A 14,580-nucleotide genomic window follows, 5' to 3' on the forward strand; every position below is an offset into this window, starting at 1 on the left:
CTCACTAGGCTGTGGGCATGAGCACCGTCGCCCTCATCGACGACCACGAGTCCGTCCGCCTCGGCCTTGAGGCCGCGTGCGCCAGGGACGGGCAGACCGTCGTGTTCACCGGGAGCACGGTCGGCTCCTACCTTGTTTGGCGCTCGTCCACGGGCGCTCCGCCCGCAGACGTCGTCGTGCTCGACCTCACGCTGGGGGACGGGACGACGGTCACGGAGAACGTCGTGTCCCTCGTCGCCGACGGCGCCAGCGTGGTGATCCACAGCGTCGCCGACCGTCCGGCAGCCGTCCGCGAGGCGCTGGCGGCCGGCGCGGCCGGAGTCGTCAGCAAGTCCTCCGCCCTCGACGACGTGCTGGATGCGATCCGCACCGTGGCGCAGGGTGAGGCGCTGAACAACGTCGAATGGGCCAGCGCGGTCGACGGCGACCGCGCGTTCGCCGACGCCCAGCTGTCCACCCGGGAGCGCGAGGTGCTCCGCCTGTACGCGACCGGCCTGCCCCTGAAGGCCGTGGCCGAGCGCCTCGGCGTCGCGTACTCCACGGCGAAGGAGAACATCACCCGGATCCGGGTGAAGTACGTCGAGGTCGGTCGGCCGGCGCCCACCAAGGTCGATCTGCTGCGGCGCGCGATGGAGGACGGCATCGTGACGGCCGACGGGGCGCCGAGTGCCCGCTGAGCCGCTGAGCGTCCGCGACGCCTGGAGCAAGATCCCGTCTCCCGGCAGCGCGGAGAACGGCTTCGAGCGGTTCACCGGGAAACGGATGGAGCGCATCCTCGCGATCGTCGTCGCCCTGGGCTCCGCCGTGCTCGGGGCGCAGGCGCTGATCGCGGCCGTGCACACGATGTCCCGCGCGGACGTGCCGCACATCGCGATGCTCATCGCCGTGTTCGTGCCGTTGGCGGCGATGCTCGTCGCCTGCCTGGTCGGACGCGGCGTGCGCCTGGCCGCGGGGGTCTTCGCCGTCGTGTACGTCCTCGCGCTCGCGGCATGGCCGGTCGTCGTCGATCCCACCGACAAGGTGGCGGGGGACCAGCCGTGGATCTTCTTCCTCGTGAACGTCGGAGTCGTGGCGGCGATGCTGGCCTTCCCCGTGCGGCTGCAGTTCGCGTGGGCGGTCGGGGTGCCGTTCGTCTACGGGTACGTGCGTCTGGTGCAGGGCGACTTCTCGCGCGAGTTCTGGGTGACGACCGCGTTCGACGTCTCCTTCACGCTCATCCTCGGCGTCGTGATCGTCTCGCTCGGCTGGATGTTCCGCTCGGTCGCCGCGGGCGTGGACGAGGCGCGGGGCACGGCGGTGGCGTCGTATGCGACGGCGGCGGCCGCCGCGGCGGCGGAGGAGGAGCGCGTGGCGATGTCGGCGCTCATGCACGACAGCGTGCTGGCCGCACTCATCGCCGCCGAACGCGCGGAGGGTGAGCGGGCGAGAGAGCTCGCCGTGGCGATGGCGCGGGAGGCGCTCACGCGGCTCGCGAACACGGAGGCGGCGGTCGCGGAGGAGGGTAGCGATGAGCCGGTGGGCGCCGCGCAGATCGTCGTGGAGCTGCGACGGGCCCTCTCCGAGCTCGGCGCGGACGCGATCGTGGAGGAGCGTGGCGGGAGCGGCCTCATCCCGGGGCGCGCAGCGAGGGCTCTCGTGCTCGCGGCGCGGCAGGCGATCGGCAACGCGGTCGCACACGCCCACGGTCGCGGCCTGCACATCCTCGTGGTCGGTCACGGCGACGAGGGCATCGCCGTGACGGTCTCCGACACCGGGAACGGGTTCGACGTCGACACGATCGGTCCGGATCGGCTCGGCATCCGCGCCTCCATCCTCGCCCGTATGGCCGGTGTCGCCGGCACCGCGCGGATCTCCTCCGACGAGGGCGGCACCGTCGTCACCTTGGGCTGGGAGCGCTCATGAACCGGACCGTGCGGAGTGTCGCGACCTCGCTCGCCGTCGGGTTCGCGCTGTACTTCGTCGCCCGCGGGATCTGGTGGATCGAGCAGCCGACGGCACCGCTGCTCATGGTCCTCGCGATCGCCGCGTACCTCGTCGTGGTGAACATCGCGATCCTCGGCAGCCCGGCCACGGTCCGGATGCCGCTGTGGTCGGCTCTCCTCGCGCTGGCCGTGAGCGCGGTGATCCCGGCGCTCGTGACCCTCTCGCTGGAACCGGATGATCGCACGGCGCCGTTCGCCACCTGGTACATCGGCGCTCTCGGGCTGCTCGGCGTGGTGTGCGTGGTCCGGCGCCGGCCCTGGGTGGGCTGGACGACGCTCGCCGTGCTCGTCGTCTCCGCGTCGCTCGCGCTGGGCATGGGCGTGGCGATGAACCTCGGCGTGGTGGGCTCGATCATGTGGGTGGCGGTCGCCCAGCTGCTGGTGATGTTCTGGGATCGCGCCGTCAGCGACACGGAGCGCCTGTCCGAGATCCAGCAGGCCGTGTCGGCCTGGCATGCGACGCAGCGCGTCCGCCAGCGCGAGCGTCGGCTGCGGACGCAGTTCGCCCTCGCGGTCGCCGGCCCGATCCTCAGCAGGGTGGTGGCCTCACGCGGGCTGCTCGACGACGACGAGCGCCTGGAAGCTCGGCTTGCTGAGGGACGTCTGCGTGACGAGCTGCGCGGCGCGGACCTGTTGAACGACGACGTCCGCAATGCGATCGACGCCGCGCGCCGCCACGGTGCCTCGGTGACCGTGTTCGACGAGGGTGGGCTCGACGGCGTGGACGAGGGGCGGCGGATGGAGATCCGGGACGAACTCGCGGCGGTCCTGCGCAGCGCGGGTACCGGCCGGATCATCATCCGCTCCGCACGGGATCCGCTCGTCGCGGTGACCGTCGTCGGCCGCGCGGGCCTGCGGGCCTCGGACGACGACTCCGTGGACCTGTGGCACGAGATCGCCAGACAGCGGCGTGAGACCGCCTCCGACTCACGGAAGTGAGAGTGGGCGAGGGGCGGCGAATCCGCCTGCCCCTCGCCGTGCGGACAGTTACCCGAAAACCGTCCGCTGGTGGCCGATCAGCGTCTGTCTACCCTGGGACAGAGAGACCAGCCGAACGCGAAGCGTCCCCTTCAGTCTGCGGGGTCGTGCAATGGTTGTCTGTAGGTATTTTGGGGGACAAAACACGACGACCCGATTCAGCCGGCGAAGCGTCCCCAGGGGATGTCGCGACGCAGCGGTCGGCGCAGCGGGCGCTGCGTGCGCGTCCACGCCGACACCCGCGGCTCCTCGACCGTCGCCTCCGCCTGCTCGGTCTCGTAGGCGTCGCCGAGCACCGCGATGAGGGCCGCGAGTTCCTCCTCCGTGGCGGCGCCGCGCGTGATCTCCAGAAGGAGCGGCGCGGGGGCCGTCCCGTCGACGGCGGATTCCTGCGCGCTCACAGCGGGATGTTCCCGTGCTTCTTCGGCGGCAGCTCTGCGCGCTTGCCGCGGAGCGCGCGCAGCGCCTTCGCGATCGCGACGCGCGTGTTCGCCGGTTCGATAATGCCGTCGAGCTCGCCGCGCTCGGCCGCGAGGAATGGCGAGGCGACGTTGTAGGTGTATTCGTTGGCCAGACGCGTGCGGACCGCCGCCACGTCCTCGCCGGCTTCCTCCGCCTTGCGGATCTCGCCGCGATAGAGGATGTTGACGGCGCCCTGGCCGCCCATCACGGCGATCTCCGCGGTGGGCCAGGCGAGGTTCACGTCGGCGCCGAGCTGCTTCGACCCCATGACGATGTACGCGCCGCCGTACGCCTTGCGCAGGATCACCGTCACGAGCGGCACGGTGGCCTCCGCGTACGCGTAGAGGAGCTTGGCGCCGCGGCGGATGACCCCTGTCCACTCCTGGTCGGTGCCTGGCAGGTATCCCGGCACGTCGACGAGGGTCACGATCGGCAGCGAGAACGCGTCGCAGAACCGCACGAACCGGCTCGCCTTCTCGCCGGCCTCGATGTTGAGCGTGCCCGCCATCTGGGACGGCTGGTTGGCGATGATGCCGACCGAGCGGCCCTCGATGCGGCCGAAGCCGATGACGATGTTGGGAGCGAACAGCGGCTGCACCTCGAGGAAGTCGCCGTCGTCGACGACATGCTCGATCACCGTGTGGATGTCGTACGGCTGGTTCGGGGAATCCGGGATGAGCGTGTTGAGCGTGCGGTCGGCGTCGGTCGTCTCGAACTCGAACGCGCTCTCGTAGGACGGCAGCTCCGCCATGTTGTTGTCCGGCAGGAATCCGAGGAGCGTGCGGGCATAGTCGATCGCGTCGTCCTCGTCCTCCGCGAGGTAGTGGGCGACACCGGAGCGCGTGTTGTGCGTGTAGGCGCCGCCGAGCTCCTCCATGCCGACGTCCTCGCCGGTGACCGTCTTGATCACGTCGGGCCCGGTGACGAACATCTGGCTGGTCTTGTCGACCATGATGACGAAGTCGGTGAGGGCGGGCGAGTAGACGGCGCCGCCGGCGGCCGGGCCCATGATGATCGAGATCTGCGGGATCACGCCGGAGGCGCGGGTGTTCAGACGGAAGATCTCGCCGTACTTGCCGAGCGCGACCACACCCTCCTGGATGCGCGCGCCGCCGGAGTCGAGGATGCCGATGCAGGGCATGCCGCCGGCCAGGGCGAACTCCATGACCTTGACGATCTTCTCGCCGGCGACCTCGCCGAGCGACCCGCCGAAGGTCGAGAAGTCCTGCGAGTACACCGCCACGGTGCGGCCGTGGATGGTGCCGACGCCGGTGACGACGGAGTCGCCGTAGGGGCGCGAGCGGTCCATCCCGAACGCGGTGGTGCGGTGGCGCACGTACTCGTCGAACTCGACGAAGCTGCCTGGGTCGACGAGGAGTTCGATGCGCTCGCGGGCGGTCATCTTGCCCTTCGCGTGCTGCTTCTCCTTCGCCTTCGCCTCGGCGTCGACGACGGCCTCGGTGTAGCGAGCGCGCAGGTCCGCGATCTTGCCGGCGGTGGTAAAGGGGTCGGGCTTGTCCGTCACGGATTCCACCCTAGCGTCGGGTCCGCGCCGTCCGTTGGATGATCGGCACAACGGGTCGACGGATCCTTTGGCGAGGTGCGCGACCCCTCACGTCCCGGTCGCGTCGGAACCCGGGCGCGGCGGCAGATCGTGGTCGCCGTCGCTATCGCCCGCCTCGATCTCGTCCGCCGCATGCTCACGCCGGCGTCCGGCGATCTCACCCACCCGATGACCGACCCACCCCGCTCCGCGCGCCACGGTGCCGGCGGCTCCGGCGACGGCGGTGCCGGCGTAGCGCGCCCCCCGGAGCATCCGCAGCTCCACCTTCTCGGCGCCGGGCACGGGCTCCAGCTCGGCGGGCAGGGTGAGCGGTGCGGAGCCGAACGCGCGGTGGGACGTGGTGAGCACCCGGCGGCCGAGGATGTGGTTGCCCGCCCCGCCGATGGCCGCGCCGATCCCGAAGGGCATCGCCTTGCCGATGAACGAGGCGCCGCCCCTGGCCGCGAACTGCTTCACGAACATCCCCTTGAGCTGGTCCACCAGGGGTCCCACCGCGGCGCGGGGCAGCGACTTCGTCACCATCTCGCCCCAGTACGCCGAGCGGCTGCCCCCGCGCCCCGCGACCTGCCGGGCGAGCTGGCCGACGAGGTCGACGCCCTCCTTGCCGAGCATGAGCGTCATGACGAGAGCGCGTGCGCGGTCGGGGTTGCCGACCGCGATGCCGTGCACCTCGGCCACCGACTGCGCGAAGAGGGCCGTGGACTCCACGAATCCCACGGTCTCGACGCCGGAGAGCGCGAGCGTGATCCCGGTGCCGATGCCGGGCACGACGGCGGTCGCCCCCACCGCGGCCCCACCCGTCGTGACGGCCGCGAGGTAGCGCCGCTCCAGGATCCGGATGATCTCGTCGGGCGTCGCGTGGGGGTTGCGGAGCCGGATGCTGCGGATGTGGGCGAGCACCAGCGGCCGCTGGATCGACAGGACCCGATCGAGCCCGCGCACCATCATGGGGTGCTCGGGGGAGCCGACCGGGGGTACGCCCTTGTCCCACGGGGCGTCGTCCGGCAGGGAGTGGATCTTGTGCACCTTGGGGGCCATGCGCCGATCCTATGGAGCCCGTCCGCGAAAACACCGAGAGCCCCGGTCCGTGGCGGAACGGGGCTCTCGGAGGGGAGCGTCACACGAAGAGGTTCGCGCGCTCCAGGTCCTCTGCGAAGTCGACCTCGACCGCGTACAGGTCGGAGACGTCCATCGGCTCGAGCAGCAGGCCGTCCTCGGCGATCGCCAGCTCGAGGCCGCGCTCGAAGTAGTCCTGGTCCTCGACGCGCTGCAGCTGGCGCATGAACGCCTTCTTGAAGCCCGACGAGATGTAGTTGATGCCGACGGCCTCGCCCAGGCCGCCCTTGACCGACTTGGACAACTCCTTGATGAAGCCCTCCGCGGTGACGGTGTACTTCACCTCTTCATCGCTGACCTTGGCGGTGTTGACGGTGACGAACGACTGGTCGCGCTCGATGTATGCGGCGGCGCGGCCGAGGATCATCGGGTCGAAGACGACATCGCCGTTCATCCACAGCACGCCGCTCTTGCCGGTGGCGCTCAGGGCGCGCAGCAGGCTCTTCGACGTGTTCGTCTCGTCGTAGCGGTCGTTGTGGACGTAGTTCACGGAGGGGAAGGCCTCGATGATGGTCTCGGCGCGGTAGCCCACCACCGTGGTGATGCGTGCGTCGGAGCCGAAAGCGGCGCGGATGTTGTCGTGCTGCTGGCCCATGATCGTGCGGCCGTCGTTGAGCTCGGTGAGCGGCTTGGGCAGCGCGCGGCCGAGGCGAGAGCCCATGCCGGCTGCGAGGATGACGGTCTGAAGAGTCACGAATACTCCTAAGGAAGTTGTGTTCACGGTCGGTTCACCGACCAGACACTTCGTCGTGCCGGGAATCATGCTAGCGATTCCCCCTGAGAACCCCGGGGCCAGGCGGGCCCCGTTGCCATTTCGTGATCGAGTACACACGCAACGCACAGGGACGACAACCCCCTTGCGGAAAGCGCCGGGGAGGGGATCCGGTTGCGGAATGTCGCGTGGGGCCTTGGCTCTCAGCCACCCGTTGATACCGTAGGACGGTGACTTCCTCCCCTGATGACCCCACCCCCCAGGCAGAGGGAGCCGAGACTCCGACCGAGGCCTCCGCGCCCGCTCGGAAACCGGCCGCCAAGAGACCTGCCGCGTCCACCGCCGCGAAGAAGTCGACCTCGGCCTCGGCCAAGGCGCAGACGGCCGCAGCGGACAAGCCGGCTGCGAAGAAGCCCGCGGCCGCGAAGAGCACCGCGGCGAAGTCCGCTGCGGCGAAGACCACGGCTGCGAAGACCCCCGCCGCGAAGTCTGCTGCGGCGAAGACCACGGCCGCGAAGACCGCGGCTCCGACGTCGGCAGCTGCGAAGACGACGGCCGCCACACCCTCCGCCGCGAAGACCACGGCCGCGAAGTCCACCGCGGCGAAGTCCTCCACTTCGACGAGGACTGCCGCGGCGAAGAAGCCGACCGCCGCGCGGACGGCGAGGCCCGCACCGACCAAGGCGGCAGCCGAGAAGGCCGCGCCCACGGCTGAGGTCGTGGTCGAGCCCACCCCCGCGGCGAGTGTCGATCCCGCGACCGCTCTAGCAGGCGCTCGCACGGCGTCCGCCGCCCGCGCGGCTGCCGCGAAGAACACCGCCGCACGCTCGACCGGCTCGAAGCGTCCGGCCGCGACGTCGACGAAGGCGGCGAGCACATCGGCTGCGAAGACGGCTGCGGCCAAGACGGCTGCGGCCAAGGCCGCCGCGGCGAAGACCGCTGCCGCGAAGGCCTCGGCGGCCAAGACGACGGCCAAGACCACCGCCGCCAAGACCGCTGCGGCGAAGGCAGCCGCGGCGAAGGCGGCCGCGGCGAAGGCCGCCGAAGACGAGGCAGCGAAGGCCGCCGAAGACGAGGCCGTGAAGGCCGAGGCCGCGGAGGCCCAGGCGGCTGAGGTCGGGACCGTCGAGTCCGCAGCCGCAGAGGTGAGCGCGGCCGAGACGCAGCCGGAGGAGTCCGGCGCGGTGCAGGCGCAGACCGTGGCGGCAGAGACCGTCGAGACCGACGAGGCCGGCACCTCGTCCGTCGAGACGGGGACACCGGCCCGAGACACCGCCGAGGAAGCGATGCCGGTCGAGGAGCCTGCTGCGGCGGAGTCCGAGGCGGAGATCTCGGACACCGCGCTGCCGGTGACCAAGGAGCCCGCGCCCGATGACCGGCGCGTCGCGGAGGCGGAGACCGTCGAGGTCGTCGAAGCGGTGATCGCCGAGGAGCCCCCGACCGAGGCCGATGACTCGGCGGCAGCCGAGCCCGCCACCGAGGCGATCCGCATCCGCGGTCTCGTGAAGCAGTTCGGCGAGAACCGCGCGGTCGACGGCATCGACCTCACCGTGCCCGCGGCCTCCTTCTACGGCATCGTCGGCCCCAACGGCGCCGGCAAGACCACGACCCTCTCGATCGTCGCGGGTCTCCTGCGCGCGGACGAGGGCAGCGTCCTCATCTGCGGCATCGACCAGGCGGCCGAGCCCCTGGCGGCGAAGCGCGTCATGGGCGTCCTGCCCGACCGGCTGCGCACCTTCGACCGGCTCACCGGCCGACAGCTGCTGTATTACTACGGGCTGCTGCGTGGGCTCTCCGCCGACGTCATCGAGAAGCGCACCGGCGACCTCGCCAGGGCCTTCGACCTCGGCGACGCCCTGAACCGGGTCGTGTCGGACTATTCCGCGGGCATGACGAAGAAGATCATGCTCGCCGGCGCGATGATCCACTCTCCGCGCGTCCTCGTTCTCGACGAACCGTTCGAATCCGTCGATCCGGTCTCCTCCGCCGTGATCCTCGACATCCTCCGCGCCTACGTCTCGCACGGCGGCACGGTGATCCTGTCGAGCCATGGGATGGATCTCGTCGAGCGCGTGTGCTCCCGGGTGGCCATCATCGTCAACGGTGAGGTGCTGGCCGAGGGCACGATCGACGAGGTGCGCGCGGGACAGACGCTCGAATCGCGCTTCGTGGAGCTCGCAGGTTCCAGCGGAGAGGTGGAGGGGCTCGAGTGGCTGCACACGTTCTCCGACTGAGGTTCGCGCTTCTCCTGGGCGCCCTGCGCGGGGAACACCGGGCGCGCACCCTGCTCTCCTTCGGCGCGGTCGTCGCGGTCACCGTGGTGGTCTGCGTGGCGGTCTTCAGCCTCGGCGACGCGCCGGTGCCGGTCTCCCAGGCCGTGACGGTGCTCGGTGGCGCTGCCCTTCTGCTCGGCTTCCTCGTGGGGCCGCTGCTCGTGGGAGCCGTCGATCAGCTCGACCCGCGGCGCTTCGCGGTGTTCGGCGTCGACGAGCGGAAGATGCCAGGGGTGCTGGCGCTCGCGTCGCTGGTCAGCGTGCCGAGTCTCGCGCTCCTCGCGGTCTACATCAGCGTGACGGTCGTCGCGATCCGCGCCGGCGCGCCGTGGGTGCCGGCCGTCCTCCTGGCGGTGATCGGGCTGCTGTCGACCATCCTCCTCTCCCGGGTCGGGATGGCGCTCAATGCGCTCCTGCTCCCGGAGCGTCGTTCCCGGGAGCTCACCGCGCTGTTCGCCCTGGCCCTGATCGTCATCGCGTTCCCGGTCGCCGTGTTCCTCGGCTCGCTCCGCTGGGACGGTGAGGTGCCGGCGTCACTGGCGACCCTGACCTCGGTGATCGGCTTCACCCCGCTCGCCGCCTCGCCGGCGGCGATGTTCGCGGCGGCCGAAGGCGAGACGGCCGCGGCCTGGGGAAGCGGACTGGTGGCTGCCGTCACCCTCGCGCTGCTGTGGTTCGCCTGGACCTGGTTCGTACGGCGCCTGCTGACGACGACCGAGCGTCCCGTGGCGGCGCGCGAGCGCAGCGGACTCGGCTGGTTCGGCCTGCTGCCCTCCAACGCCTTCGGCGCCATCGCGTCGCGAAGCCTCGTGTACTGGCTGCGCGACCGCCGGTACATCATGAACATCATCGTCGTGCCCGTGGCGGGTGTACTGACGGTGTTCCCGCTGATCGTCGCAGGCGTGCCGGTCGAGATCGCCGCCCTCGTCCCCGTGCCCGTCATGGCCCTCTTCTTCGGATGGCTGCCCCACAACGACGTCGCCTACGACTCGACGGCCCTCTGGACGCACGTCGCGAGCGGTGTCCGCGGGATTCCGGACCGCCTCGGTCGCCTGGTGCCGGTGCTCCTGGTCGCCGTGCCGGTGCTGGCGATCGCCGTACCGCTCTCGCTCCTGCTGGCCGGGCGCTGGAGTCTTCTCCTCCCGCTCGTCGGCCTCGGTGCGAGCCTGCTGTTCTCCGCCCTCGGCATCTCCAGCGTGGTGTCGGTGGTGGCGCCGTACGCGGTCTCCCGTCCCGGGGACAGCCCGTTCCAGCAGCCGCAGCGCCCGACCTCCCGAGGGATCTACGGCCCGGCGGCGGCGTTCCTCGGTGCGATCGTCCTGAGCGTGCCCACCATCTGGCTGTTCGGTGCGAGCATCGTCGCCGATCCGGGCTTCGCGCCGGCGGCTTTCTGGGTCGGCATCGCCACCGGCATCGTCGCCTTCATCGGAGGAGCCGTGATCGGCGGACGCATCTTCGAGCACAGCGGCGAACGTCTGATGGAGTTCGTCGAGACCGCGTGAGACCGCCCCGCCGAGGCGGAGACGCGGCTAGAATCGCGGGATGAGTACTCCGCTGGACAGCCCCGATCAGGGCGGCGTGGCAACGCTTGATCGCGAACTGGAAGAGCTCCTCCGCGAGGAGAACATCGAACCGGGCGACCACGAGCGCTTCTCGCACTACGTCAAGAAGGACAAGATCCTCGAGTCGGCGATCACAGGCAAGCCCGTCCGCGCGCTCTGCGGCAAGAAGTGGACGCCGGGCCGTGATCCGGAGAAGTTCCCGATCTGCCCGACGTGCAAGGAGATCTACGAGTCGATGGTCGGCTGACCGCCGTCGCTCGGCCCCGCTTCAGTCCGCCTCGACGTAGACCGTCGGGATCGCCGGGTCGGACTTGCTGAGGGCCAACGCACGCACCGGCAGCTCTTCACGGACACGCAGGTGATGCGCGCGGGCGGCTGCCGTCCCTGCGGCGCCCTCGAAGGCGGTCTCGATCTCTCCGCCCTCGACGAGGGTGACCTGGAGCGGTCGGCCGTCCGGGTGCTCGGCAGGCGTGTCCAGCGCCTCGAACCCGTCCGAGACGACGACCGTCTCCGCCGCGGCGACCCCGTCGCTGAGCGTACGGAACGCCGCCTTGCGGCCACCGAACGACGCCTTGTCCGCGGACGCCTTGGCGACCCCGACCCACGAGCCGTCGGCGTCCTGCCGGGCGACGAGCTTGTAGACCATGCTCGCCGTGGGGTATCCGGAACCGGTCACGACGGAGGTGCCGACGCCGTACGCGTCCACGGGGGAGGCCGCCAGCGCGGCGATCGCGTACTCGTCGAGGTCGCTCGTGACCGTGATGCGGGTCTCGGTGGCTCCGAGCTCGTCCAGTTGCGCTCGGACCTCGACGGCGACGGTCGGCAGGTCCCCGGAGTCGATGCGGACGCCGCCGAGCCCGGTCCCGGCCACCCGGATCGCCGTCTCGACGCCCGTGCGGATGTCGTAGGTGTCGACGAGGAGCGTCGTGTCCACGCCCATGCTCTCGACTTGAGCACGGAAGGCGTCCTCCTCGCTGTCGTGCAGCAGCGTCCACGAGTGCGCAGCGGTGCCCATGGTCGGGATTCCCCAGGCGCGGCCGGCCTCGAGGTTGCTCGTGGCGCCGAACCCGGCGATGTACGCCGCCCGTGCTGCGGCGACAGCGGAGCGCTCGGCTGCCCGCCGGGAGCCCATCTCGGCGAGAGGACGCTCGCCGGCGGCGATGCTCATGCGGGCCGCGGCCGTGGCGACCGCGGAGTCATGGTTGAGGACGCTCAGGGCGAGCGTCTCCAGGACGACGGCGTCCGCGAACGATCCCTCGACCGTGAGGATGGGCGACCCGGGGAAGTAGAGCTCGCCCTCGCGGTAGCCCCGGATCGTGCCGGTGAACCGATAGCGCTCGAGGGAGGCGAGGGTCTCGGCGTCGACGACCCGCTCGTCGCGGAGGAAGCGCAGCTCGTCGTCGCCGAAACGGAAGTCGCGCAGCAGGCCGAGCAGTCGTCCGGTTCCGGCGACGACGCCGAAGCGGCGTCCGCCGGACAGGCGTCGGGAGAAGAGCTCGAAGACACTCGGGCGGGAGGCGGTGCCGTCCCGGAGCGAGGCGGCGAGCATCGTGAGCTCGTAACGGTCGGTGAGCAGCGCCGTCGACGTGGTCATGCGCTCAGCTTAGTGAGGCCGTGATGCACGAGGCGGCGCGCACGCGGGTAGGCTGGGGAGTCATGAACGACGCGCCCATCGGGATCTTCGACTCCGGTGTCGGCGGGCTCACGGTGGCCAGGGCCATCCGCGCCCAGCTGCCCCGCGAATCGTTCGTCTACATCGGTGACACCGCCCACTCGCCGTACGGCCCCAAGCCCATCGCCGACGTCCGGCGCTATGCGCTCGAGGTGCTCGACACCCTGGTCGACCAGGGCGTGAAGATGCTGGTCATCGCCTGCAACACGGCGTCGGCGGCGATGCTGCGCGACGCACGCGAGCGCTACGACGTGCCGGTGGTCGAGGTGATCGGCCCCGCCGTGCGCCGCGCCGTGTCGACCACGAGGAACGGCCGTGTCGGTGTGATCGGCACGGTCGGCACGATCGGTTCGCGGGCCTACCAGGACATGCTCGAGGTGAACGAGCGCCTGCAGGTGTTCACCGCCGCGTGCCCCCGGTTCGTCGAGTTCGTCGAGGCCGGCGTCACCGGCACCCCCGAGGTGCTGGCCGTCGCCGAGGAGTACCTCGCGCCACTGCGCGAGGCCGACGTGGACACGCTCGTCCTCGGGTGCACGCACTATCCGTTCCTCCGCGGCGCCATCAGCTACGTCATGGGGGAGGGCGTGACGCTGGTCTCCAGCGACGACGAGACCGCGGGCGACGTCTACCGCCAGCTCGTCCGCGGCGATCTGCTGGCGCCGGCCGATGCCACCGCCACCTACGTCTACGAGGCCACGGGCGACTCCGCCGACGACTTCACGGCGCTCGCCAACCGCCTCATGGGTCGCGAGGTGCGCGACGTGCAGCTCGTCCAGACCGGCGTCATCACGCTTCCCGATTCCGCCCTCGACGCGCGCTGAGCCCGTCGCTCCATCCCCGACCGAGAGAAGCTCATGACCGACATCGTCCGCGCCGACGGCCGTTCCACCTCGCAGCTGCGCGAGATCACCATCGAGCGCGGCTGGAGCGCGCAGGCCGAGGGGTCGGCCCTCATCAGCTTCGGCGGCACGAAGGTGCTGTGCACCGCCTCGTTCACGAACGGCGTGCCCCGGTGGCTCACCGGCAAGGGCAAGGGCTGGGTCACGGCCGAGTATGCGATGCTCCCGCGAGCGACGAACAGCCGCAACGACCGGGAGAGCGTGAAGGGCCGCATCGGCGGTCGGACGCACGAGATCTCCCGACTCATCGGCCGCGCGCTGCGCGCCGTCGTCGACACCAAGGCGCTCGGCGAGAACACCATCGTCATCGACTGCGACGTGCTCCAGGCCGACGGTGGCACCCGCACCGCGGCGATCACCGGCGCCTATGTCGCCCTGGCCGACGCGATCGAGTGGGGCCGGGAGAAGAAGTTCATCGGCAAGAACTCGACGCCGCTGCTCGACTCCGTCTCCGCGGTGTCCGTCGGCATCGTGGACGGGGAGCCGATGCTCGACCTCGCCTACGTCGAGGATGTCCGCGCCGAGACCGACATGAACGTCGTCGTGACCGGCCGTGGCCTTTTCGTCGAGGTGCAGGGCACGGCCGAAGGGGCGCCGTTCGACAAGCGTGAGCTCGACGCGCTCCTCGACCTCGGCGTCGCCGGCTGCGCGGACCTGAAGGACCGGCAGCTCGCCGCTCTGGCAGGAGCCTGAGCATGCGCGTCGTCCTGGCGACCCATAACCCGCATAAGGTGGCGGAGTTCCAGCAGATCGTGCAGCAGACACGGCCCGACCTGGAGGTCGTCGGCTACGACGGCCCCGAGCCGGTCGAGGACGGAGTGACGTTCGCTGAGAACGCGCTCCTCAAGGCGCGAGCGGCCGCCGCGCACACCGGCCTCGCGGCGCTCGCCGACGACTCCGGCATCTGCGTGGACGTGCTCGGCGGGTCGCCCGGAGTGTTCTCGGCGTACTGGGCCGGTCAGAAGAAGGACGCCGCGGCGAACCTGGAGCTGCTGCTCGATCAGCTGCGCGACATCGCCGACCGTCATCGCTCCGCGCACTTCACCTCGACGATCGCCCTCGTCCTCCCGGACGGTCGCGAGCACGTCGTGGAGGGGATCTGGCCAGGACGGCTCGCCCGCGAGGCGTCGGGAGCCGGGGGTTTCGGGTACGACCCGATCTTCATCCCGGACGGTCAGCCGGACGGCGCACAGCGCACGGTCGGGGAGTTCACGGCGGAGGAGAAGCAGGCGCAGTCGCATCGCGCCCGTGCCTTCACGGCGCTCGTGCCGCTGCTCGCCGCGCTCTGATCGTCGAAGAGAAGAACCCCTGCTGACGGTGAGAATCGTTACTGTTCCCGACTAGCCAGGAACGGCCTCCC

The 14,580-nt window shown here is 70.8% G+C and carries 14 protein-coding genes; 9 read left to right on the forward strand and 5 right to left on the reverse strand.

Translation table 11 applies throughout. The features are described 5' to 3' along the window. Window positions 1-17 precede the first annotated feature (17 nt). From AB1285_RS04150 to AB1285_RS04160, 3 genes are read left to right on the forward strand one after another with little or no spacing between them, the layout of a single operon-like run. Window positions 18-677: a response regulator transcription factor gene (locus AB1285_RS04150; protein WP_071329676.1), complete on the forward strand. Its 660-nt coding sequence runs from the start codon at window positions 18-20 to the stop codon at window positions 675-677. Then, window positions 667-1,902, forward strand: coding sequence for an ATP-binding protein (locus tag AB1285_RS04155; protein ID WP_187661923.1), 1,236 nt, complete (start codon window positions 667-669; stop codon window positions 1,900-1,902). Before AB1285_RS04150 ends, AB1285_RS04155 begins: the two co-directional genes overlap by 11 nt. Next, window positions 1,899-2,921, forward strand: coding sequence for a hypothetical protein (locus AB1285_RS04160; protein WP_370428472.1), 1,023 nt, complete (start codon window positions 1,899-1,901; stop codon window positions 2,919-2,921). The genes AB1285_RS04155 and AB1285_RS04160 overlap by 4 nt, the downstream gene beginning before the upstream one ends. Window positions 2,922-3,118: 197 nt before the next feature. Here the strand turns inward: AB1285_RS04160 and AB1285_RS04165 are convergent, their stop codons facing one another. The 4 genes from AB1285_RS04165 to AB1285_RS04180 form a co-directional block, all read right to left on the reverse strand. Beyond that, window positions 3,119-3,361, reverse strand: a complete 243-nt coding sequence (locus AB1285_RS04165) for an acyl-CoA carboxylase subunit epsilon (protein ID WP_187661921.1) — start codon at window positions 3,359-3,361, stop codon at window positions 3,119-3,121. Further along, on the reverse strand, window positions 3,358-4,947 hold the full coding sequence (locus AB1285_RS04170; protein WP_370428473.1) for an acyl-CoA carboxylase subunit beta: 1,590 nt from the start codon (window positions 4,945-4,947) through the stop codon (window positions 3,358-3,360). The genes AB1285_RS04165 and AB1285_RS04170 overlap by 4 nt, the downstream gene beginning before the upstream one ends. A gap of 87 nt (window positions 4,948-5,034) precedes the next feature. Further along, complete coding sequence (locus AB1285_RS04175) at window positions 5,035-6,024, reverse strand: hypothetical protein (protein ID WP_259954229.1); 990 nt, start codon at window positions 6,022-6,024, stop codon at window positions 5,035-5,037. 79 nt (window positions 6,025-6,103) lie between these two features. Continuing rightward, window positions 6,104-6,796, reverse strand: a complete 693-nt coding sequence (locus tag AB1285_RS04180; protein WP_060923420.1) for an NTP transferase domain-containing protein — start codon at window positions 6,794-6,796, stop codon at window positions 6,104-6,106. A gap of 248 nt (window positions 6,797-7,044) precedes the next feature. Between AB1285_RS04180 and AB1285_RS04185 the strand changes: the two genes are divergently transcribed. The 3 genes from AB1285_RS04185 to AB1285_RS04195 are packed head-to-tail and all read left to right on the forward strand — an operon-like array spanning window position 7,045 to window position 10,896. Then, entirely contained in the window at window positions 7,045-9,048 is a 2,004-nt protein-coding gene (locus AB1285_RS04185; RefSeq protein ID WP_370428474.1) for an ABC transporter ATP-binding protein, read from the forward strand. Continuing rightward, entirely contained in the window at window positions 9,024-10,589 is a 1,566-nt protein-coding gene (locus AB1285_RS04190; protein ID WP_370428475.1) for a hypothetical protein, read from the forward strand. The genes AB1285_RS04185 and AB1285_RS04190 overlap by 25 nt, the downstream gene beginning before the upstream one ends. A 40-nt stretch (window positions 10,590-10,629) precedes the next feature. Beyond that, entirely contained in the window at window positions 10,630-10,896 is a 267-nt protein-coding gene (locus AB1285_RS04195) for a DUF3039 domain-containing protein (RefSeq protein ID WP_060923586.1), read from the forward strand. Window positions 10,897-10,917: 21 nt separating this feature from the next. Here AB1285_RS04195 and AB1285_RS04200 read toward each other — a convergent pair whose 3' ends face one another. After that, window positions 10,918-12,243 (reverse strand): nicotinate phosphoribosyltransferase, encoded by a 1,326-nt coding sequence (locus tag AB1285_RS04200; RefSeq protein WP_370428476.1) that lies wholly within the window; start codon window positions 12,241-12,243, stop codon window positions 10,918-10,920. Window positions 12,244-12,305: 62 nt separating this feature from the next. On the opposite strand from AB1285_RS04200, the gene murI reads away from it, so the two are divergent. The 3 genes from murI to rdgB are packed head-to-tail and all read left to right on the forward strand — an operon-like array spanning window position 12,306 to window position 14,509. After that, on the forward strand, window positions 12,306-13,142 hold the full coding sequence (gene murI / locus AB1285_RS04205; protein WP_187661916.1) for a glutamate racemase: 837 nt from the start codon (window positions 12,306-12,308) through the stop codon (window positions 13,140-13,142). Between the two features lie 33 nt (window positions 13,143-13,175). Further along, complete coding sequence (gene rph, locus AB1285_RS04210; protein ID WP_259954222.1) at window positions 13,176-13,913, forward strand: ribonuclease PH; 738 nt, start codon at window positions 13,176-13,178, stop codon at window positions 13,911-13,913. Between the two features lie 2 nt (window positions 13,914-13,915). Beyond that, entirely contained in the window at window positions 13,916-14,509 is a 594-nt protein-coding gene (rdgB, locus tag AB1285_RS04215; RefSeq protein WP_292795675.1) for an RdgB/HAM1 family non-canonical purine NTP pyrophosphatase, read from the forward strand. Window positions 14,510-14,580: the final 71 nt, after the last annotated feature.

Source organism: Microbacterium sp. NRRL B-14842 (assembly GCF_050470785.1).